This window comes from Paenarthrobacter nitroguajacolicus, assembly GCF_051027655.1.
GTDB classification, from domain to species: Bacteria; Actinomycetota; Actinomycetes; order Actinomycetales; family Micrococcaceae; genus Arthrobacter; species Arthrobacter nitroguajacolicus.
In genome coordinates this window covers 1678868-1698532 of sequence record NZ_CP073234.1, presented here as the reverse complement: position 1 = coordinate 1698532, position 19665 = coordinate 1678868, and the positions used below count along the sequence as shown (strand labels likewise).

The following is a 19665-nucleotide window of genomic DNA, read 5'->3' as shown; positions in this document are numbered from 1 at the left end:
CCCAAGGGGGCCCGAAATCCGCGGATTTCAGGCCCCCTTGGGCATGCATGTTGCTGGCTGGCTACGCTTCCAGGACTACCGGGATGATCATGGGACGGCGGCGAAGCTTGCGATTCACCCACGTGCCGATAATCCTGCGGACCACCTGCTGCAACTGGTGGTTGGTGTGATCAGTGTGGTTAAGAACAGCTTCCTCGAGCGCGGCGTTGATCTTGGGAATGATCTCGTCAAAGACGGAGTCATCCTCGGCCACACCACGGGCGTGGATCTCCGGGCCGGACACGATCTTGCCGGTGGTGCGGCTGATGACCGTGATGACGGAAATGAAGCCCTCATCCCCCAGGACGCGACGATCCTTGAGGTCGGCATCGGTGATTTCGCCCACGCTGGAACCGTCGACGTAGACGAAACCGACTTCCACCTGGCCGACCACATTAGCTTTGTGGTCCTTGAGGTCGATAACTGTGCCGTTGTCGCTCAGGATGATGCCCTCGGACGGAACGCCCGATTCGAGCGCGATGTTGCCATTGGCAATCAGATGGCGGGTTTCGCCGTGGACGGGCATCGCATTCAGGGGCTCGAGGATGTTGTAGCAATAGAGCAGTTCACCGGCCGCTGCGTGCCCGGACACGTGAACCTTTGCAGTGCCCTTGTGGATCACATCGGCACCGAGCTTGAGCAGGCCGTTGATGATACGGAAAACGGCGTTCTCGTTGCCTGGGATGAGGCTGGAGGCAAGGATCACGGTATCGCCCTTGCCCACGATCACACGGTGGTCACCGTTGGCCATGCGGGAAAGTGCAGCCATAGGCTCACCCTGCGAACCGGTGGACATGAGGACCACGCGGTCATCCGGCATGTTATCGATGTTCTTGATATCCACCAGGATGCCTTCGGGGACATCGAGGTACCCGAGCTTGGCTGCGATGGCCATGTTGCGGACCATGGAACGGCCAACGAATGCCACCTTGCGGCCATGCTTGGCTGCCGCATCCAGAACCTGCTGGACGCGGTGCACGTGTGACGAGAAGGAAGCCACGATGATGCGCTTCCTGGCCTGTCCGAACAATCGATCCAAGGTGGGGCCGATTTCCTTCTCGGCAGTGGTGAAGCCCGGTACGTCCGCGTTGGTGGAGTCTGCCATGAACAGGTCCACGCCTTCTTCACCCAAGCGGGCGAAGTGCCGGAGGTCCGTGATACGGCCGTCAAGCGGCAGCTGATCCATCTTGAAGTCGCCTGTGTGAAGGACATTTCCACCCTCTGTGCGGATGAAGACGGCCAACGCATCCGGAATGGAATGGTTTACTGCAACGAACTCGCACTCGAAGGGGCCGAACTGCTCCACCTGCCCCTCCGTCACTGTCAGCGTGTACGGCTTGATCCGGTGTTCCTGAAGCTTGGCTTCCACCAGGGCAAGGGTCAGCTGGGATCCGACCAGGGGAATGTCAGCCTTAAGGCGCAGGAGGTAGGGCACAGCGCCAATGTGGTCCTCGTGGCCGTGGGTCAACACGACGCCAACGATGTCCTGCAGGCGGTCCTCAATGTAGGAGAAATCAGGCAGGATCAAGTCAACGCCGGGCTGGGTCTCCTCGGGGAAGAGCACGCCACAGTCAACCACCAGCAGTTTGCCGTCGATTTCGAAGACCGCCATGTTGCGGCCGATCTCTCCCAGTCCACCGAGCGGGACAATCCGCAGCGTGCCTTTCGGCAGTTTCGGCGGAGTAACCAGTCCGGGAAGGGCGGTTTGGGTCATGTTTTGCTACTTTCCGGCGGAACCGTCCTGGACGTCGAAGTCCATTCCGGCTTCTGCCAAATCCCCGCGGATGATTTCGATCTCGGCCGCGTCCGGCTCCACGAGGGGCAAACGGACAACCGAGTTGGGCAGGACTCCCTGCCACTTGAGAATCTGCTTGGCGGCTACAGCGCCTTGGACCCGCGTCATGGTTGCGCGAATGACGGGTTCCAGTTCAAAGTTGATGGCCCTTGCCTTGGCGAGGTCGCTGGCGTTGACGGCGTCGATAAGCTCACGGAAGCGGCGTGTTGCGACGTGGGTGGTAACGCCCACCAGGCCGACGGCGCCCAGCGCCATCCACTGCAGCGTCAATCCGTCATCACCGGAGTAGAAGAGCAGGTCCGTCTCAGCCATGACCCGCGTTGCGGCAGCAAAGTCCGCTTTGGCGTCCTTGACGGCCACGATGTTCTGGTGTTTCGCAAGCGCAATCATGGTCTCGGGAGCGATCGCAATGGAGGAACGGCCCGGAATGTCGTAGAGCATAACGGGCAGGTCCGTGGCCGACGCAATCGTCTCGAAGTGCGCGCGAACGCCTGCTTGGCTGGGCTTGTTGTAGTACGGGGTGACGATCAGCAGACCATCGACGCCCAGTTCTGCCGCGCGCTGGGAGAGGTGCACGGAGTGGGCGGTGTCGTTGGTGCCGGTCCCGGCAATGATGGCGGCTTTGCCGCCAACGGCCTCTTTGACAGCCCGGAACATGCCGAGGTTCTCATCATCCGTGAGGGTTGAGGTCTCTCCAGTGGTACCGGTGACCACGAGTCCGTCGCAACCGTCCTGAACGAGCTTTTCCGCCAGGGCTGCAGCCTGGTCATAGTCCACCTTGCCGTCCTCAGTGAACGGGGTGACCATGGCGGTCAGCAGGGTACCAAGGGCGGGAACGGGGGCGCGCAAGTCAGACATACGAAAAACGTTACCCTGTGAGAGGCGTGTTGGAAGAATGGGTCCCGCGTGATGGTCCTCATTCACCGGCGGTGGACCTGTACCGGTCAAGGCGGGACCGCTCCAACGTTGCCACAGTAATCTCCGTGCCGACGCCTTTCACTTGGACCGCCGACGCACCATCCGGACCCCACGTGCCGCTGAGCCCGCACGATGTGCCCAGCGGGGTTTCTCCCCCCAGGTTCGCCAGGAGCCCAAACATCCTGTGGTCCATTGATCGGGCACCCAAATGAAGTCCAAGACGAAGTTCCTCACCACGGGTATACAGGGCGGAAACTGCATAAACGTCCGCCTCGGCCGCGGCCGCGGCCGCAGCGTGCGTGGGATGGGCCGCGTCAGCGCAGATTGCGAGCGCGATCCTCCACCTGTCAACCATGACCATTCCGGGTCCCGATCCGGGGACGAACAGCTCGCGCTCGGCTCCATGCAGATGAGTCTTGAAGACGGGCCGCATGGTCCCGTCCGGGCCGATAACCAGCGAGGCCAATCGGGGCGTGAAGTCTGCCTCCCGCCAAGCAACCCCGGCAATGACCGTTGTTTTGGTTCGGGCGCAAGCTTCCTGAAGTGGCCGTAACCTTGCATCCTGTTCGGCCAGCCATGGACTTGGACGGCCTGGGGAGCCGGCCGCGGCAAGCGCAGTCAGTTCGTATCCCGTTAGCGAGAGCTCGGGAAACAGCACCAAGCGCGCTCCATCCGCATGGGCACGCTTCACGAGCTCAATATGGGCCGCGACGTTTACGGCTACGGCCTCCCCCACGAACTCAGCATGGAGTGCTTCGTACTGCACGACAGCAACCAGCAGCGTGTCCGAGGTCGGCGTTCCTTGAACTGGCTGGGGGCGGGAGGCTGGACGCTGGGCCGTTTGCGGTGGGTTACTCACCCCGCCATCCTATTCGGCGGTTATCCCGCGGGTTCGGCGGATATCACGCGGGTTTCGGGGCCGCCGCTGGTTCCTCCGCACAGTAGCGCGCCACGGCCCGGTCCTTGAGTTGTTCCGCCCACGCCACCAGACGCTGCGAGGCCCGGACGTATTCGAAGAGTTCAAGGGGCGTCAACGAGGCCAGGTCCGTCTCGGATAACCGGCGGGCCAGCTCGGCTCCCGGAGTCTGCTCAGCCAGGGCAGTACCTTCGCGGCGCCACTGGGTGTCTTCCGGAGGCTCGCCGGCCACGAGCTGCCTGAACAGGAAATCGACGACGCCGGGGCTCATCGCTTTCATGGGTCCTTGAAGGCCTTCCGGCGGCTTTGGAACATCGTTCATGCAGCAATGCTATTCGAACATATATTCGAAGACAAGGGGTTTATGTCACATCACAGTTGCCGCACAGAGCCTTATGAGACGATCGCTGCATGACTTCGCAAGAGACGGCCCCGATGCGAAAAGCACCCGGCGGCCGACCGATCTCCTCCCGGCTTACCGGGATAGATGCTGCCAGGGGTGCGGCATTGTTGGGAATGATGGCCACTCACGTGATGCCGACGTTCGGACCTTCCCCACAATGGGAGCCAACGTTTGTGGGGCTGATGTTCTCAGGCCGATCCGCAGCCCTTTTCGCCGTGCTTGCCGGTATTGGGCTGGCGCTAAGCACAGGCAAGCAGGAGCCCAGGAACGGCACGGAACTGTGGGCGGCACGAGGTGGTGTTGCCATGCGCGCCTTGGTGATCGCCGTCGTCGGGCTCATGCTGGGCGGCCTGGATGTGAACGTCGCCATCATCCTGGTTCACTACGCCGTCCTGTTCCTGTGCATCCTGCCGTTCCTTGGACTCCGGCTCAAGGCGCTCTGCTGTTGGGCGCTTGGCTGGGTCCTGCTGTCCCCGTTGTTGGCGTATCTGGTACGGCCTCTACTACTGGAAGCGAACCCTCCCCTGACATTGGGCCACAACCCCAACTGGGAGGATTTCGGGACGCCCGGACGCCTCGTCGCCGACCTCTTCTTCACCGGGTATTACCCCGTCTTCCAGTGGATCTCGTACCTGCTGATCGGATTGGTGATCGGACGGTTGGCGCTGACGACGGCGAGGGTTCAGGTTTTGTTGCTCACTTGCGGAATAGCGGTGGCCGGCTTGGCCAAGGTCGTCGGGATCCTGGCCATGGAGGCGTGGGGCGGGCGGGCTGCATTGTCAGCCCTCCCGGTCACCAGGGGATACCCCTTGGAGAGCATGCTTGAGGTCAATGTCACCGGCCTGGAACAGACCGGCTCCTGGTGGTGGCTGGCGACGGCAGCCCCGCATGCCGGGACCAGCCTGGACCTGCTGCATAGTGGTGGCGTGGCTGCGGCCGTGGTCGGCTTGTTCCTGCTGCTCGGCACCCTGGCGGAGAGGATCAAGGTCAACTTCCTGATCCTGCTGAGCGGGCCCGGGGCCATGACGTTGAGCCTATACTCAGCCCATGTCTGGGTAGTGTCCGGGTTCACCAACCAGCCGTTGCCCTCGGGGTGGACGGACGAAGGCATGTACTGGGCCCAAGCACTCACTGCGGTTGTCATTGGCGTCTGTTTCGCCGTTCTCCGACGCCGTGGACCACTGGAATGGGTCGCCCACACCGCATCAAGCCTTGGCAGTCACCGGCCTGCTGCGGTGGGTTGAGAGCGGAAAAGCTTCACGGCATCGCGCATGGAGGCACGGGCACGTTTGCGGTCGCCTGAGGCATCGTAGGCGCAGCTCAGGCGGAACCAGGAGCGCCAGTCCTCCGGAGCGGCCTCGGCCTCTGCCCGGTACTTCTCAAAGTCGGCGTCAGCGGCAGCCCGGACTATTCGCCCGCCCGGAGTGCGCGGAAGGTCATCCACCGGCAAGCCGCCCTCGGCCTCCAAGACCTTGGCCATCTGCTCGGTACGGGCACCAAAAAGCAGCTCACGGATGAGTGCCCAGGCTCCAACCACGGGCAGGACCAGGTAGGCCGCACCGATCCCCTTGGCTACCAGGTTGGGGTCGGCGAGCAAGAGGAACGAGCGCTGCACGGAAACCACCAGGTAAAGCACCAACAGCAGGGTGATGGCTCCTACCCAGATTTTGGTGCGGTTCTTCTTCAAGGAAGTCCAGAAATTCCCCATGGTCCTAGAGCCCCAAGTCCAAGTAGCCGTCCAGGCCCACGGTGAGGCCTGGGTTGGCTGCAACTTTCCGAAGCCCCAGCAGGACGCCGGGCATGAAAGAGGCGCGGTCGAACGAATCATGGCGCAGCGTCAGCTGCTCGCCTGGACCGCCAAAAAGCACTTCCTGATGAGCCACCAGGCCACGGAGGCGAACGCTGTGGATACGAACCCCGTCCACGTCGCAGCCCCGGGCACCGTCCAACGATGTTTCCGTGGCGTCCGGGCTCGCCGGGACGCCGGCTTCCTGACGCGCTTCGGCGATCAGCTGTGCCGTGCGCACTGCCGTGCCGGATGGAGCGTCCACTTTGTTGGGGTGGTGCAGTTCGATGATCTCCACGGACTCGAAATATTGCGACGCCTTCGCAGCGAACGCAGACGCAAGCACCGATCCGAGGGCGAAGTTCGGGGCGATCAAAACGCCGGTGTCCGGCTTCTGCTCCAAGAGGCTCCGCAAGGAATCAAGGCGGTGGGCATCCCAACCAGTGGTACCTACAACGGCGTGGATGCCATGCTCCACGGCGAACCGGACGTTGGTCTCCGTGATGTCGGGAACGGTGAGGTCGACAACGTACTGCGCACCGGCGTCGAGCAGTTTCTCCAGGGAATCGCCGCGGCCGAGAGCGGCTACGAGCGTCATGTCGTCGGCTGCGTCAACAGCCTTAACGGCTTCAATTCCCATACGCCCGTGGGCGCCCAGCACTGCAACAGCAAGTTGTTCGGTCATGCCGTTAACCCTACCGCCGGGCCGGAGCCCGGCAGGAACCGTTACTCCGGCCTACTCCCCTGCTCCAACCCACTCCACGGTGCCGTCAGTGAAGAACTGTTCCTTCCAAATGGGGACTTGCTCCTTGACGCGGTCCACGAGCTCAGCGCACACAGCGAACGCCTGGCCGCGGTGCGCAGCAGCCACAGCACATACCAGCGCGGGGTCACCGATCTCCAGCATGCCGATCCGGTGGGCAGCCCAGATCCGAACGGGCTGCGCAGCTTCACCGGAGTGCTCGGAGACCAACTGCGCAACGACATCTGACATCATCTGGTGTGCTGTGGGATGCGCGCTGTAGCTTAGGCGGTCCACCGCCTTGCCGCCGTCATGATTTCGAACAACGCCGCTGAAGCTGACCACTGCCCCGGCGGTATCGGATTCGACCGCCCTGATGGCTTGGTCCACGGAAATGGGTTCGGCGCTAAGGACAGCGCTGACCACCTCAAAGTTTGTTTCAGTGCCCATGGTTTCCTTCCAATTGCTCGCAGAGGTGCCCGATCACAGGGTCCAGGACAGCTAACCCGTCCATGACGCCCTTCGGGGATCCGGGCAGGTTGATGACGAATGTCTTCCCCGCTGCCCCGGCGTGGCCACGGCTCAGCATGGCCATGGGGGTTTTGGTGGCACCGGCGCGCCGGATTCCCTCCATGATGCCCGGAATCTCACGTTCGAGCAGCGGCAGCGTCATTTCGGGTGTGCGGTCATCCGGGCTAAGACCCGTTCCACCGCTGGTGATGACCACTGCGGGTTCCTGCGTCAGGAGGGCCCTCAGGGCAGCACCAACCGGCTCACCGTCCGGCACCACCATGGTGGGGAAGGTATCGAAGCCGTGCTCGGTGAGCCAATCGAGAATAATCGGACCCGTTTCGTCGGCATACACGCCTGCGGCTGCACGGGTAGATGCTATGACGACGCCGGCCTTCCGCTGAGCGTTCGGCTCGCACGCGCTCATGCGCCGGCCCCCTCTACGGTTGATTCTTTGGAAATGTCCCAGTCGCCGCTTTTGCCGCCGTTCTTAGCCAGCACGCGGATATCGGTCAGCACTGCGTGCTTGTCCACGGCTTTGATCATGTCGTAGACACTCAAGGCCGCTACGGAAGCCGCCGTCAGTGCTTCCATCTCGACGCCGGTCACACCCCGGGTCTTGACGGTGGCCAGGATTTCAACCGAGTCAGTGCCCAGCTCGAAGTCGACTGTGACCTTGGAGATCGGCAACGGATGGCACAGCGGAATCAGCTCAGGAGTCTTCTTCGCCGCCATGATCCCTGCAACGCGAGCCACGGCGAGGGCATCGCCCTTGGGCAATTCGCCGGCACCAAGGAGGGCCAGTACGTTGGGGGTGCTGCGGACAGTGGCTGTAGCAGTTGCAACACGGGTAGTGACTGCTTTTTCGGAGACATCCACCATCTGTGCAGTGCCGTCCTGCCTGAGGTGGGTCAGTCCGCCGGAGTGTTCTGTAGTCGCGGGAGTTTGCTTCACAGCATCCATACTTCCACTTCGTCTCCGTCGGTGAGTTCCGTGACGTCGCCGGGTATCTGAACCAGGGCGTTCGCCCGGGCCAAGGCATGGACGAGGTGCGAACCCGCACCACCTTCCATCCGGACCGTTCCGTCCGCGTCCACGGTCCCCCGACGGACCTGGTGTTTGCCTTCCGGCGAGGCCAGGGATTCGGCCAAGCGGGCCTTCAGCACCGGCCTCGGTGCGGGCGTTCCCAGTACCTGCGAAAGGGCCGGCCTGAGAAACATCTCAAATGACACCAGGCAGCTGACCGGATTTCCCGGAAAGCCAAGGAACGGAACACCGTCAAAAGTGCCCAATCCCTGCGGTCCTCCTGGCTGCATGGCCACCGGAAGGAAATCCACCGGCTGGTTCGCCATGGCTTGCCGGACCACTTCATAGGCTCCCTTGCTCACTCCCCCGGTGGTAACAATGACATCGACGCGGCTATCCGCTTGCGCGGTGTGACGGCGGAGCACCGCCAGCAACCTGGAGGGGTCGTCATCGGATATTCCAGTGCGGACCACGTCCAGGCCGGCCTGTCGCATGGAGGCTTCGAGCAGTGTTCCGTTGGAATCGAAAATCTTGCCGGTCGTGAGTTCTTCCCCCGGTTCCACTACCTCGTCCCCGGTGGTGACCAGCAGGACGCACCAAGGTTCGCGGACTTCGACGGTTGTCAGCCCCAACGCCGCCAAAAGCCCCAACTGCGCGGGTCCCATCCGGGTACCGGCTGGCAGCGCCAGTGTGCCCTTCCTGATGTCGCTGCCGCTGTCCCGCACGTAGGTGCCGGGAGCGACCGGAGGCAGTTCCACGACAGCCTCCACTGCGGCAGGGTCCGGAAAAAAGTTTGGCCTCGCCTTTTCAATGGGCACGACGGCGTCGGCCCCGTCGGGGATCATGGCCCCGGTCATGATGGGGGCGGCAAAGCCGGGCTTCAGTGCTTCCGGCGCCGCGCCTGCCGGAACCGGCTCCGCTACCTTGAGCTCCGCACCGCCGTCGGGAATATCTGCTGAGCGGACGGCGAAACCGTCCATTTGGGAATTGGCGAACGGGGGCAAGGAGAGCGGCGCGTAAACATCGACGGCGAGCGCTTTACCAAGCGCCTCCAGCAGTGGCAGGGTGATGTTGCCCTTGCCCGCAGAAACGTCGGTGAGCAGTTCCACCACTGCCTGGCGGTGGACTGCAACAGATCTGGGCACGGACATCCTCCTGGGTGGACACGCTGGCTTCCGGGAAATTCTCCGGACGTACCCAGACTAGGGCCTCAGCCCACCTTGACGTTGATGGTGTGATAGCCCGTGGCGCCATCGGGAGCTACTGGTGCCTTGTCTTCAGTTTGCGGTTCACCCTTGGAATCGGTGGCCCGGACCTGCACTTCGTACTCACCTGGCGTCAGGTCGATGCCGCATTGCCACTGGTACCAAGTGTCGGTGGAGATCGCGCCGGCCAGCGTAGCCTGCTGCCATGGTCCGCGATTGACACGAAGCTCTACGCCGTTGATGCCCCTGTGCTGGGCCCACGCCACGCCGCCGAATTGGACCCTGCCCGCTTGGACGCTTCGGCCGTTGCGGGGGACATCGATGCGCGATTGCGTCTTGATGGGTCCGTGATCGCTCCAACCCCGAGTCGTCCAGTACGCGGTGTCGTCTGAAAAACGTGTGACTTTCAGTTCGGTTAACCATTTGGTGGCAGAAACAAAACCATAGAGTCCCGGCACAATCATCCGCACCGGGAAGCCATGTTCCAGCGGAAGCGGTTCACCGTTCATGCCGACGGCCAGGAGCGCATCACGTTCGTCGGTGAGGGCCTCCAAGGGAGTGCTGGCCGTCCAGCCGTCGTTACTGGTGGACAGGACCATGTCAGCACCGGCTTTGGGCCCTGCCATTGCCAATAGTTCCCTCACGGGCCAACCCAGCCATAGGGCGTTGCCGATGAGGTCACCACCGACGTTGTTGGACACGCAGGCGATAGTGACATGGCGTTCTGTCATGGGCTTGGCGAGGAGGGTAGCAAAGTCGATTTCAACCTCGCGTTCCACCATTCCGGTGACCCTCAGTTTCCAAGCAGGGGGATCGATGGCCGGGACGGTCAATGCTGTGTCGATCCTATAGAAATCGGCATTTGGTGTAACCAAAGGGCTGATGCCATCCACGGACAGGGACGCGCCGGCCGGGATGGTTTGCAGCGGTGTGGCGGGTTCCGGGAGCGTCATGGAGCCCCGGAAGCCTGAAGCCACCGCTGTGGCCCGGGTAAGGACGGTGGTCACCGTTCCGGATACGACGGCGGCAAGGGAAGTTCCAGCCAAGGCGTTCAGGAAGCTCCGCCGAGCCAGTGGCGCTTCCTCACGGCCTGCGATTACTTCCGACGGAGCCCAGGTTGCCAGCCGACGCACGAGGTTTCGCAGCAGCACCATGGTGAGTACCGCGGCAACAATCGGCGCAAGCGCTGCCTGGGGACTGGCCTGGGCCCGGGTCACGACGGCAGTCAGCCCTGCGACACCCGCCAGTCCGGCGAGGGCCAGGCCCCAGCCATTGCGGCGACGCTCCAAGATACCGGCGAGCGCTGCAAGAATTCCTGCCACGCCCACGATGCAAGCGACCAACACGATCTTGTCGGCGGTTCCGAATAGCTGCACTGCCAAGTCTTTGACCCCTGGCGGCACGGCGTCGATTACCGCTCCGCCAAGGGCCGTGACGGGCGAAACCAAAGGGCTCAAGAGGCCGGCGGTCAGTTCGCCTGCAGCGATCCCGGCTGCGCCGGCAGCCACACCCGCGGCGGCAGCCCACAGCGCAGGCTTACCCGTGAGGCGTCGCTGCTTGGTGGTACCGGGTGCGAGCGTGCTCATGTCGTGCCTCCGAGGCGGTTGTCCATTGCGATGGGTTGATGGTCGGGAGGCATCGAAGACTCGGGTGGGGTTGCCCCGGCCGGAAGTGACAACGCAAAGAGACAGCCACCCTCGACGTTGTCCACTGTGACCGATCCACCATGAGCTTTGACGATGCCGGCCACCATGCTGAGACCGATGCCGGCCCCGCTGTAGCTGCCCTGTAATGCTTCGCTGGTGCGGCGGGCAGGATCTTTCTGCCAGCCCGTTTCGAACAAGTGCGGGAGGTCCTCGTCCGGGATGCCGCCGCATTGGTCCTGGACGGCGATAACGGCATTTCCAGCGTTCTTGCCTTCAGGGCCGCCCCGTCCGACGCCGTCCCGTCCGACACTGATATGGACGTCGCTGCCTGGTTCGGTGTAGATGATGGCATTGAGGAGTATGTTCCGCACTGCCCGGGCGAGGCTTGGTCCGTCGGCGACGGCCATGCACTCACGTTCCCCGCCGCCGTCGAGCCTGACGCCGCGTTTAGCGGCTAGCGGCGCCAGGTCCGAAAGGGCATCGCTGACGAGGTCGTAAAGGTCCAAGGGTTCAGCGCGCAGGCGGAGGGTGCCGGCCTGGATCTTGGACAGTTCCGAGAGGTCGTTGACCATGGCCGTCATTTGTTCGGTCTGCCCGATGATCTTCCGGTAGTAACCCTGCACATCTGATGCCATGCCGTCCTCGAGGGCTTCGGTCATGGCGCGCATGCTGGCCAGGGGTGTTCGGAGGTCATGGGAAATCCACGACACAAGCTCGCGTCGCGCAGTCTCCAGGGCGGCTTCGCGTTCCCGGGATTCGGCCAGGCTACGGCTGCTGGCCTCAAGTTCCTTGGCCAGTTCTGCGAGTTCGGACGTCATGGCCGGAGCGTTCCCCCGCCCCTGGCCCGCTGTGTGTTCCAGGGTTTCGCCTCGGCCCAGTCGCCGGGCGGCGTCAACCAAGTGGGCAGCGTTCCTGGAGACACCGGCACCCAGCATCAGGGACAGTGCAACGGCAACCGCCGAGGCAGTGGCCAGGATGTACCACATGACTTCGAGGTCCCTCGCGGAAATAAACATCGCGTTGAAAGCACTGACCATGCCCGCCACCAGCACGGCGACAGTAGCCACAACCACCAAGCAGATCTGGACGAGTACCGAGGCCCGGCGAAGCAGCCGGAGGAGCACCCATGTGGTGGCCCCGATGAGCACGGCCCAGAACAGGACCCATGCGAGGATGGTCCACAGCTCACTGCCCTCCATGCTCACCTTCTTTATCGTTCAGGCTCTCAGGCCCGGCGGCATACCGCTTGCCGTCGAAGCGGTAGCCGACGCCCCATACGGTTTTCAACAGCTCGGGTTTGGTGGGGTTGGCTTCGATCTTCTCCCGCAGGCGCCGGACGTGGACCGTGACCGTGGACAAATCGCCGAAGTCCCATCCCCACACGGCCTTGATCAGTTCTTCCCGGCTGAAGACCTGGTGCGGCCTTCGCATCAAAAAAGCCAGCAGGTCGAACTCGCGGACGGTCAGTGCCACGGGAACTCCACCATGCGTGACTGTCCGGGAAGCGGGATCGAGCTCGAGTCCTGCGGCTTCAACCGGCGGTTCCGGCGCGAATTCCTTGATGCTCCGGCGCAATACCGACTTCACCCGAAGGACCAGCTCCCGGGGAGAGAAGGGCTTGGTGACGTAGTCGTCAGCTCCCATCTCCAACCCCAGAATCCGGTCGTCCTCGGTTCCCAGGGCCGTGACCATGATGACGGGCACGCTCATGCTTTGGCGGAGTCGGCGACACACCTCAACACCGTCCAGTCCCGGCAGCATCCGGTCCAGGATCACTAGATCAGGTTGCCGCGAGGCTGCCAGCTTGAGGGCGGTGAAGCCATCCCCCGCCATGTCCACTTGGAATCCTGCTTTCAGCAGGTAATCGCGGACAACGTCGGCTATGGTCTGTTCATCCTCCACCAGGAGGATGCGACGATTCCCGGGCTCCGCTGATGATGCCGTATTAGTGGTCACGCTTTCAGCATAGGTTTGCGGACGTTGCGCAGCACCCGATCCGGGCCCTGAGGGCACAAGTGTATGGAATCCGTAAGAACTGAATGACTGTAATGGGTGTCACTGATCCAGCCGCGGTGGCGTAGCCTGAATTTATGAGTGTTCAGCTGGGCATGCCGGTACCCCCTTCGGGCGGTGCTGTAGGCAGCACGGAAAGCGGCGTGGCAGTTCCGCCCCCACGTCCCGCAGGTACGCCCGCCGGGCTGTGGGACCGCTATGGTCGGCGAGCGACGGATATGCGCCTGTCCCTGACGGACAAGTGCAATCTGCGCTGTACCTACTGCATGCCTGCCGAGGGGCTTGAATGGCTTTCGAAACAAGCCGTGATGACCAGGGACGAAATCGTCCGCATTGTCCGCGTCGGCGTCAATGCCCTGGGCGTTCGGGAGCTCCGGCTCACCGGCGGTGAGCCGTTGGTCCGCGCTGACTTGGTGGACATTATTGCCGGCATCCGGAACGACCACCCGGACCTCCCCATTTCCATGACCACCAACGGTGTGGGACTGGATAAGAAGGCCGCTGCGTTGAAAGCGGCAGGCCTCACCCGGATCAACGTCTCGCTCGACTCCCTCCATGAAGAGACATTTACCAAACTCACCCGACGCCCCTTCCTGGACCGCGTCCTGGCCGGCGTAGACGCCGCCTGGGCAGCCGGGTTGGGCCCGGTGAAACTGAATGCTGTGCTGATGCGCGGGATCAATGACGCGGAGTCACCGGACCTCCTGGCGTGGGCTTTGGGCCGCGGCTACGAGCTTCGCTTCATCGAGCAGATGCCGCTGGACGCCGACCACGGATGGACCCGGCGCAACATGATCACGGCCGCCGAGATTCGTGAACTGCTTTCCCGCGACTTCGTGCTGGACAACGACCCCCGTGAGCGGGATGGCGCACCAGCCGAGCGCTTTGAAGTACGACGCCGGGACACGGCAACGGGCGTGGCTACGGGTCCGGTCCTCGGTACAGTGGGCATCATCGCCTCCGTCACTGAGCCGTTCTGTTCCGACTGCCGCCGTACCCGGATCACTGCTGAGGGCAAGATCATGAGCTGCCTTTTCTCCCGCGAAGAATTCGATCTCCTGGGCCTCCTCCGTGGGGGCGCCACGGATGACCAACTGGCATCGCGGTGGCAGGACGCCATGTGGGTCAAACCCAAAGCCCACGGCATGGATCACACAGGTCTCGGCGCAGCGGACTTCGTCCAGCCGGACCGCAGCATGAGCGCAATCGGAGGCTAAACCCTTGCTTGTCCGTTACTTCGCTGCCGCACGCGCGGCCGCCGGTGTGGAAGAAGAACTTCACGTCCTCCCGGAAGGCACCAGCCTGGAGGCGCTGCTGGAAGCTGCGCTCGCCGTCGAACGTCCACTGCCTCCTGAAGGCACCCCTCCGCTGGCCAGAATCGTGGCCCGCAGCAGTTTCCTCCGCAACGAGGTGGCCGTCCGGGATCGTGCCGCTCCCCTGGGAAGCGACGACATCATTGACGTCCTGCCCCCCTTCGCCGGGGGCTAGGCCAAGTACACGCCCACCCACCAAAGACGGCCCGGGCATATCTTCTCCCGCAGGGCAGTCCTACTCTGGAAGCGTCATCAGGCAACGTCCGGGAAGGAACGCCATGTACACGCTCCAGATTGAGCACGGCATCAAAGATTTTGACATGTGGAAGGCAGCCTTCGACCGCGATCCTCTGGACAGGGCCGGTTCCGGTGTTCAACAGTTCCGTGTCAGCAGGCCAGCGGAAGACTCCGGGGTGGTTGTTGTGGAACTGGACTTCGAAACGTTCGAAAAAGCCGAGGACATGCTTGGACGCTTAAAGTCCACCGTATGGAATTCGACTGAACGCGCCCCCGCCCTCATCGGCAATCCGAAGACGCGCATCATGGAAACGATTTACACCGGAAGCTATTAACCCGGATTACCGCCAGATCACGCCTTCCGGAACACACTCTTCAACAACGGGCTGAACTCGGCAGTTCCTTCGAGCCTCAAGTCAGCGGTGTGCACCAATACGCCGTCTTCAACGCGGAACGTATGCCTGGCTACGCCGTCGGCCGTTCTCCGGTCCAGGGTCAGCGTTCCTGCGTGCCACGTCCCGCGGACCGGACTGGCTGGCGGCCGTCCCATGCTGTCCACGTAATACCACAGAGTGTCGCCGTGGTCCCGGTCAACCGTGAACATGCCGTGGCCTTCGAAGTGCGTGCCGTCGGCTTCTCGGTGCCTGTAGCTCTGGACCACGGCATAGCCGCCGGCCGCCCTGGTGAATACCGCTTCGGCCTCAGCTGTCCGCGCTGTTCCCCACGGTGACGCAGCAATCTCCGTGATGCCCCGCCAGTGACCGAGGAAGTCCCGCAGCATCTCCGCAGCATGGCCGCTTGAGGGCAGATCCATCAGGTCTCCAATGTAGTCAGGGCAGCATCATCGTGTGATCATGCTGCCCTGTCTACAACGCGCGAGTCCAGAGATTCCGGACGGAATCTACTAAAGTCCGAAGGTCTCGGTTTCTTCGAACGGACCAACAACGGTGATGGTGCGGGGCGCCGCTGCGAGTTCGCGGGCAAGTTCCTGAACGTCCTCCACCGTGACGGCCTTGATGCGGCCGAGGGTCTCGTCAATGTCCTGGAACTCACCGGACACCAGTTCCGCCCGGCCAAGCCGCGACATCCGCGAACCGGTGTCCTCGAGCGCGAGGACAATCCCGCCGCTGAGTTGTCCTACAGCCTTCCGAAGCTCTTCGTCCGTGATGCCTTCCTTGGCGAGCTTATCCAGCTCGAGGCCCAGGAGTTCCAATACCTGGCGAACCTTGGAAGGCGTGCAACCGGCGTACATACCGAAGTATCCGGCGTCCGCATACGCTGCCGTGAACGAGTACGTGGAGTACACCAGGCCACGCTTCTCCCGAATTTCCTGGAACAGGCGCGAGGACATGCCACCACCCAAAACGGCGTTCAGTACGCTCATGACAAAACGGCGGTCATCCGTGGCAACGATCGTGGGGCAACCCATGATGATGTTGGCCTGCTCCACGGGACGCTTCACCACGTGCAGCCCTGACGTACCTGTGATGACTGCCCGGTCAGTACCCCGGCGCTCTACAGGCGCAGCGCCATCGTCAAGGTGCCACCCGGCAGCCTTGAGGGCATCAAGGACGAGCTGGCAGACGACGTCATGATCGAGGCCGCCGGCCGCAGTGATGACCAGTTCCTCCGGGCGGTAGTAACGCTGATAGTGCGCCCAGACTGAATCCCTTGCCACGGCCTTGATGGCATCCGGGGTTCCACCGATTGGCCGCGCCAGCGGGTGATTGCCGAGGACGGCCGCTACGAATTTCTCGTGGGCTACATCCGTGGGGTCATCGCTGTCCATGGCAATTTCCTCAAGGATGACGTCGCGTTCCTGCTCCAATTCCGCAGGATCGAGCACCGCGCCGGTGATCATGTCAGCGATGACATCAATGGCCATGGGAAGGTCCGTATCCAAGACCCGGGCGAAGTAGCAGGTGCTTTCCTTGGCGGTGGCCGCATTGGACTCGCCTCCTACCTCGTCAAAGGCGGAAGCGATCTCCAGGGCTGTGCGCCTCTTGGTGCCCTTGAACAGCAGGTGCTCAAGGAAGTGTGTGGAACCGTGCTGGCCGTCAGCTTCATCGCGTGAACCCACTGCCACCCAGAACCCGATGGTGGCCGAACGCTGACCGGGCATTGCCTCGGTCAGGACGCGCACGCCGCCGGGGAGGACGGAACGCCGTACGACGGAACCGCCCTCGGCACCATGGATCAGTTCGCCGCCGGGAAGGGTTTGCTCCAGCGGCAAGGGTACGACAGTCATTAAGGCCTTTCAGGTTAAGGCCGGAAGGGCCGGTGGAGCTTTTTCAAGCCCACCGGCCCTGCCGGGTGTACTGCTTACAGACTACTCTGCGGACTCTTCAGCGGCCTCGGCCGGAGCGTCCTCGGAGGCTGCTCCTTCTTCCTCGGCAACTACCGGGGAGAGGGAGAGCTTTCCGCGGTCGTCGATCTTGGTGATCTCAACCTGGACCTTCTGGCCAACGGAGACAACGTCATCAACGTTGTCCACGCGCTTGCCATTGGCCAGCTTGCGGAGCTCGGAGATGTGCAGCAGGCCGTCCTTGCCCGGAGTGAGGGAAACGAAAGCGCCGAAGGTGGTGGTTTTGACGACCGTACCCAAGTAACGCTCGCCGATTTCCGGCACCTGCGGGTTGGCGATGGCGTTGATGGCGGAACGGGCTGCATCTGCAGACGGACCGTTGGTGGCGCCAATGTAGACCGTGCCGTCATCTTCGATGGAGATGTCCGCGCCCGTGTCTTCCTGGATCTGGTTGATCATCTTGCCCTTGGGGCCGATGACCTCGCCGATCTTGTCCACGGGGATCTTGACGGCGATGACGCGCGGCGCGAACTCGGAGAGCTCGTCCGGGGTGTCGATCGCTGCGTTGATGACCTCAAGGATGTGGAGGCGGGCTTCGCGGGCCTGCTTCAGGGCTGCTGCCAGAACGGAAGCGGGGATGCCGTCGAGCTTGGTGTCCAGCTGGATGGCCGTGACGAACTCGGAAGTACCCGCAACCTTGAAGTCCATGTCACCGAATGCGTCTTCGGCACCGAGGATGTCGGTCAGGGCTGCGTAGCGGGTCTGGCCGTCAACCTGGTCGGAAACCAGACCCATGGCGATACCGGCAACAGCTGCCTTCAGCGGCACACCTGCGTTGAGCATGGAGAGCGTTGAAGCACAGACCGAACCCATGGACGTGGATCCGTTGGAGCTGAGGGCCTCGGATACCTGGCGGATGGCGTACGGGAACTCTTCACGCGTTGGCAGGACCGGTACCAAGGCGCGCTCGGCGAGGGCACCGTGGCCGATTTCGCGGCGCTTCGGGGAACCGACGCGGCCGGTTTCTCCGGTGGAGTACGGCGGGAAGTTGTAGTTGTGCATGTAGCGCTTACGCGTTACCGGCGACAACGAGTCGATCTGCTGCTCCATCTTGAGCATGTTCAGCGTGGTGACGCCCATGATCTGGGTTTCGCCGCGCTCGAAGATCGCGGAACCGTGAACACGGGGCAGAACCTCTACCTCGGCGGTCAGCTGGCGGATGTCCGTCAGGCCACGGCCGTCGATGCGGACCTGGTCCTTGAGGATGCGCTGGCGCACAACGTGCTTGGTGACCGAGCGGAAAGCTGCGGACAGTTCCTTTTCGCGGCCTTCGAACTGGCCGGCAAGTGCGCCAAGGACCTCGTCCTTGAGCTCGTCGGAGGCGTTGTCGCGGTCCTGCTTGTCAGCGATCTGGAAAACAGCTGCCAGCTTGTCAGCGGCAGCGGCTTCAACAGCGGCGTAAACATCGTCCTGGTAGTCCAGGAAGACCGGGAACTCAACCGTGGGCTTGGCAGCGCGGGCTGCCAGGTCTGCCTGTGCTTCACAGAGTGCCTTGATGAAGGGCTTGGCAGCCTCGAGGCCCTCGGAAACAACCTCTTCGGTAGGAGCGGTTGCGCCCTGTTCCTTGATGAGGTTCCAGGAGTTGTCCGTAGCTTCGGCTTCAACCATCATGATGGCGACGTCGTCACCGGTGATGCGGCCTGCAACAACCATGTTGAACACGGCGTTCTCAAGCTGGGAGTGCTTGGGGAAGGCAACCCACTGTGAACCCTGTTCGTCGGCGATGAGGGCAACGCGGACGCCACCGATCGGGCCGGAGAACGGGAGACCGGAAAGCTGCGTGGACATCGAGGACGCGTTGATGGCGACGACGTCGTAGAGCTCATCCGGGTTGATGGCCAGAACGGTAACCACGATCTGGACCTCGTTGCGCAGGCCCTTCACGAAGGCGGGGCGCAGCGGACGGTCCATCAGGCGGCAAGCCAGAATGGCTTCCGTGGAGGGGCGGCCTTCGCGGCGGAAGAACGAACCCGGGATACGGCCGGCAGCGTACATACGCTCTTCGACATCAACTGTCAGCGGGAAGAAGTCGAAACCTTCGCGCGGCTGCTTGCCTGCAGTGGTTGCCGAGAGCAGTGCGGTGTCTTCGTCGATGTAGACCATCGAGGCGCCAGCTGCCTGCTTGGCAAGGCGGCCGGTTTCGAAGCGAATAACTCGCTTGCCGAAACGTCCGTTGTCGATAATGGCTTCGGAGAACTGGATTTCGGGACCCTCCATAGAGAGTCACCTCCGTTTCTGTTAGCGGAAGTCCGCCGCATCAACCCAGGCCTCTTCTTTATTCCTGGCCTGTACGACACCCGGTCATCGATCGAGATCCACGGGCAAATCGTCGCCGATTTCTCCCGGGAATCACTACCGAGGACCGCGAATGCGCGATGCGGTTGATTCCTGTTTTTAGTTGTTGGTAAAGAAGGCGGCCCGTTCCGATAAGGAGCGGGCCGCCCCTAAAGGCAGACTAGCGGCGCAGGCCGAGACGCTCGATGAGCGCACGGTAGCGGGCGATGTCAGTGTTCTTCAGGTAGGAAAGCATGCGCTTGCGACGACCAACCATGGCCAGCAGACCGCGCTGGGTGTGGAAGTCGTGCTTGTGCTCCTTCATGTGCTCAGTCAGATCCTTGATCCGCTGAGTCAGGACTGCAACCTGAACCTCAGGCGAACCGGTGTCGCCTTCAGAGGTTGCGTATTCCTTGATGATGGACTGCTTTACAGCGGCGTCAAGTGCCACGTGAACTCCTAGAGTTGTGCCGTGCC

At 62.7% G+C, this 19665-nt stretch carries 21 protein-coding genes; 4 read left to right on the top strand and 17 right to left on the bottom strand.

Going from position 1 to position 19665, the window contains the following annotated elements:
* Positions 1-61 precede the first annotated feature (61 nt).
* Genes KCX59_RS08235 through KCX59_RS08220 form a run of 4 tightly spaced genes read right to left on the bottom strand, consistent with a single transcriptional unit; the run spans position 62 to position 3990 of the window.
* The gene (locus KCX59_RS08235) at positions 62-1753 is read right to left on the bottom strand and encodes a ribonuclease J (protein WP_179018983.1); all 1692 of its coding nucleotides are present in this window, start codon (positions 1751-1753) and stop codon (positions 62-64) included.
* A 6-nt stretch (positions 1754-1759) separates the two neighbouring features.
* Positions 1760-2692 carry a 4-hydroxy-tetrahydrodipicolinate synthase gene (gene dapA / locus KCX59_RS08230; protein ID WP_178996305.1) on the bottom strand — a complete coding sequence of 311 codons (933 nt, stop codon included), beginning with the start codon at positions 2690-2692 and terminating at the stop codon, positions 1760-1762.
* Positions 2693-2750: 58 nt separating this feature from the next.
* Positions 2751-3611 (bottom strand): carbon-nitrogen hydrolase family protein, encoded by an 861-nt coding sequence (locus tag KCX59_RS08225; protein ID WP_370629229.1) that lies wholly within the window; start codon positions 3609-3611, stop codon positions 2751-2753.
* A gap of 43 nt (positions 3612-3654) precedes the next feature.
* Positions 3655-3990: a hypothetical protein gene (locus KCX59_RS08220; protein WP_178996306.1), complete on the bottom strand. Its 336-nt coding sequence runs from the start codon at positions 3988-3990 to the stop codon at positions 3655-3657.
* A gap of 89 nt (positions 3991-4079) precedes the next feature.
* Here KCX59_RS08220 and KCX59_RS08215 point away from each other — a divergent pair, with 89 nt between their 5' ends.
* Positions 4080-5315, top strand: a complete 1236-nt coding sequence (locus KCX59_RS08215) for a heparan-alpha-glucosaminide N-acetyltransferase domain-containing protein (protein ID WP_179018985.1) — start codon at positions 4080-4082, stop codon at positions 5313-5315.
* On the opposite strand, the gene KCX59_RS08210 is transcribed toward KCX59_RS08215, so the two are convergent.
* From KCX59_RS08210 to KCX59_RS08170, 9 genes are read right to left on the bottom strand one after another with little or no spacing between them, the layout of a single operon-like run.
* Positions 5291-5779 carry a hypothetical protein gene (locus KCX59_RS08210; RefSeq protein ID WP_179018987.1) on the bottom strand — a complete coding sequence of 163 codons (489 nt, stop codon included), beginning with the start codon at positions 5777-5779 and terminating at the stop codon, positions 5291-5293. The two genes, KCX59_RS08215 and KCX59_RS08210, sit on opposite strands and share 25 nt — an antisense overlap.
* A gap of 4 nt (positions 5780-5783) precedes the next feature.
* Positions 5784-6542 (bottom strand): 4-hydroxy-tetrahydrodipicolinate reductase, encoded by a 759-nt coding sequence (gene dapB / locus KCX59_RS08205; protein ID WP_178996313.1) that lies wholly within the window; start codon positions 6540-6542, stop codon positions 5784-5786.
* A gap of 51 nt (positions 6543-6593) precedes the next feature.
* Complete coding sequence (locus KCX59_RS08200; protein WP_179018989.1) at positions 6594-7049, bottom strand: molybdenum cofactor biosynthesis protein MoaE; 456 nt, start codon at positions 7047-7049, stop codon at positions 6594-6596.
* The gene (locus KCX59_RS08195) at positions 7039-7536 is read right to left on the bottom strand and encodes a MogA/MoaB family molybdenum cofactor biosynthesis protein (protein ID WP_179018991.1); all 498 of its coding nucleotides are present in this window, start codon (positions 7534-7536) and stop codon (positions 7039-7041) included. The genes KCX59_RS08200 and KCX59_RS08195 overlap by 11 nt, the downstream gene beginning before the upstream one ends.
* Positions 7533-8072, bottom strand: a complete 540-nt coding sequence (gene moaC, locus KCX59_RS08190) for a cyclic pyranopterin monophosphate synthase MoaC (protein ID WP_179018993.1) — start codon at positions 8070-8072, stop codon at positions 7533-7535. Before moaC ends, KCX59_RS08195 begins: the two co-directional genes overlap by 4 nt.
* On the bottom strand, positions 8060-9286 hold the full coding sequence (locus tag KCX59_RS08185; protein ID WP_178996320.1) for a molybdopterin molybdotransferase MoeA: 1227 nt from the start codon (positions 9284-9286) through the stop codon (positions 8060-8062). Before KCX59_RS08185 ends, moaC begins: the two co-directional genes overlap by 13 nt.
* Positions 9287-9345: 59 nt before the next feature.
* Positions 9346-10926: a molybdopterin-dependent oxidoreductase gene (locus KCX59_RS08180; RefSeq protein WP_179018995.1), complete on the bottom strand. Its 1581-nt coding sequence runs from the start codon at positions 10924-10926 to the stop codon at positions 9346-9348.
* On the bottom strand, positions 10923-12185 hold the full coding sequence (locus KCX59_RS08175) for a sensor histidine kinase (RefSeq protein WP_179018997.1): 1263 nt from the start codon (positions 12183-12185) through the stop codon (positions 10923-10925). Before KCX59_RS08175 ends, KCX59_RS08180 begins: the two co-directional genes overlap by 4 nt.
* Positions 12172-12942: a response regulator transcription factor gene (locus KCX59_RS08170; protein WP_179018999.1), complete on the bottom strand. Its 771-nt coding sequence runs from the start codon at positions 12940-12942 to the stop codon at positions 12172-12174. Before KCX59_RS08170 ends, KCX59_RS08175 begins: the two co-directional genes overlap by 14 nt.
* A 134-nt stretch (positions 12943-13076) precedes the next feature.
* On the opposite strand from KCX59_RS08170, the gene moaA reads away from it, so the two are divergent.
* The 3 genes from moaA (at position 13077) to KCX59_RS08155 (ending at position 14884) form a co-directional block, all read left to right on the top strand.
* Positions 13077-14216 carry a GTP 3',8-cyclase MoaA gene (gene moaA, locus KCX59_RS08165; protein WP_178996327.1) on the top strand — a complete coding sequence of 380 codons (1140 nt, stop codon included), beginning with the start codon at positions 13077-13079 and terminating at the stop codon, positions 14214-14216.
* A gap of 4 nt (positions 14217-14220) precedes the next feature.
* A complete protein-coding gene (locus KCX59_RS08160; RefSeq protein WP_017198026.1) occupies positions 14221-14487 on the top strand; it encodes a MoaD/ThiS family protein in 267 nt (88 codons plus the stop codon).
* Positions 14488-14590: 103 nt separating this feature from the next.
* A complete protein-coding gene (locus KCX59_RS08155; protein ID WP_179019001.1) occupies positions 14591-14884 on the top strand; it encodes a hypothetical protein in 294 nt (97 codons plus the stop codon).
* Positions 14885-14901: 17 nt separating this feature from the next.
* Here the strand turns inward: KCX59_RS08155 and KCX59_RS08150 are convergent, their stop codons facing one another.
* From KCX59_RS08150 to rpsO, 4 genes are all read right to left on the bottom strand, one after another.
* Entirely contained in the window at positions 14902-15363 is a 462-nt protein-coding gene (locus tag KCX59_RS08150) for a DUF1579 family protein (protein ID WP_179019003.1), read from the bottom strand.
* Between the two features lie 90 nt (positions 15364-15453).
* Positions 15454-16797: a M16 family metallopeptidase gene (locus KCX59_RS08145; protein ID WP_178996333.1), complete on the bottom strand. Its 1344-nt coding sequence runs from the start codon at positions 16795-16797 to the stop codon at positions 15454-15456.
* Positions 16798-16878: 81 nt separating this feature from the next.
* Positions 16879-19131, bottom strand: a complete 2253-nt coding sequence (locus tag KCX59_RS08140) for a polyribonucleotide nucleotidyltransferase (RefSeq protein WP_091466454.1) — start codon at positions 19129-19131, stop codon at positions 16879-16881.
* A 238-nt stretch (positions 19132-19369) separates the two neighbouring features.
* Positions 19370-19639: a 30S ribosomal protein S15 gene (rpsO, locus tag KCX59_RS08135; protein WP_017198030.1), complete on the bottom strand. Its 270-nt coding sequence runs from the start codon at positions 19637-19639 to the stop codon at positions 19370-19372.
* Positions 19640-19665 lie beyond the last annotated feature (26 nt).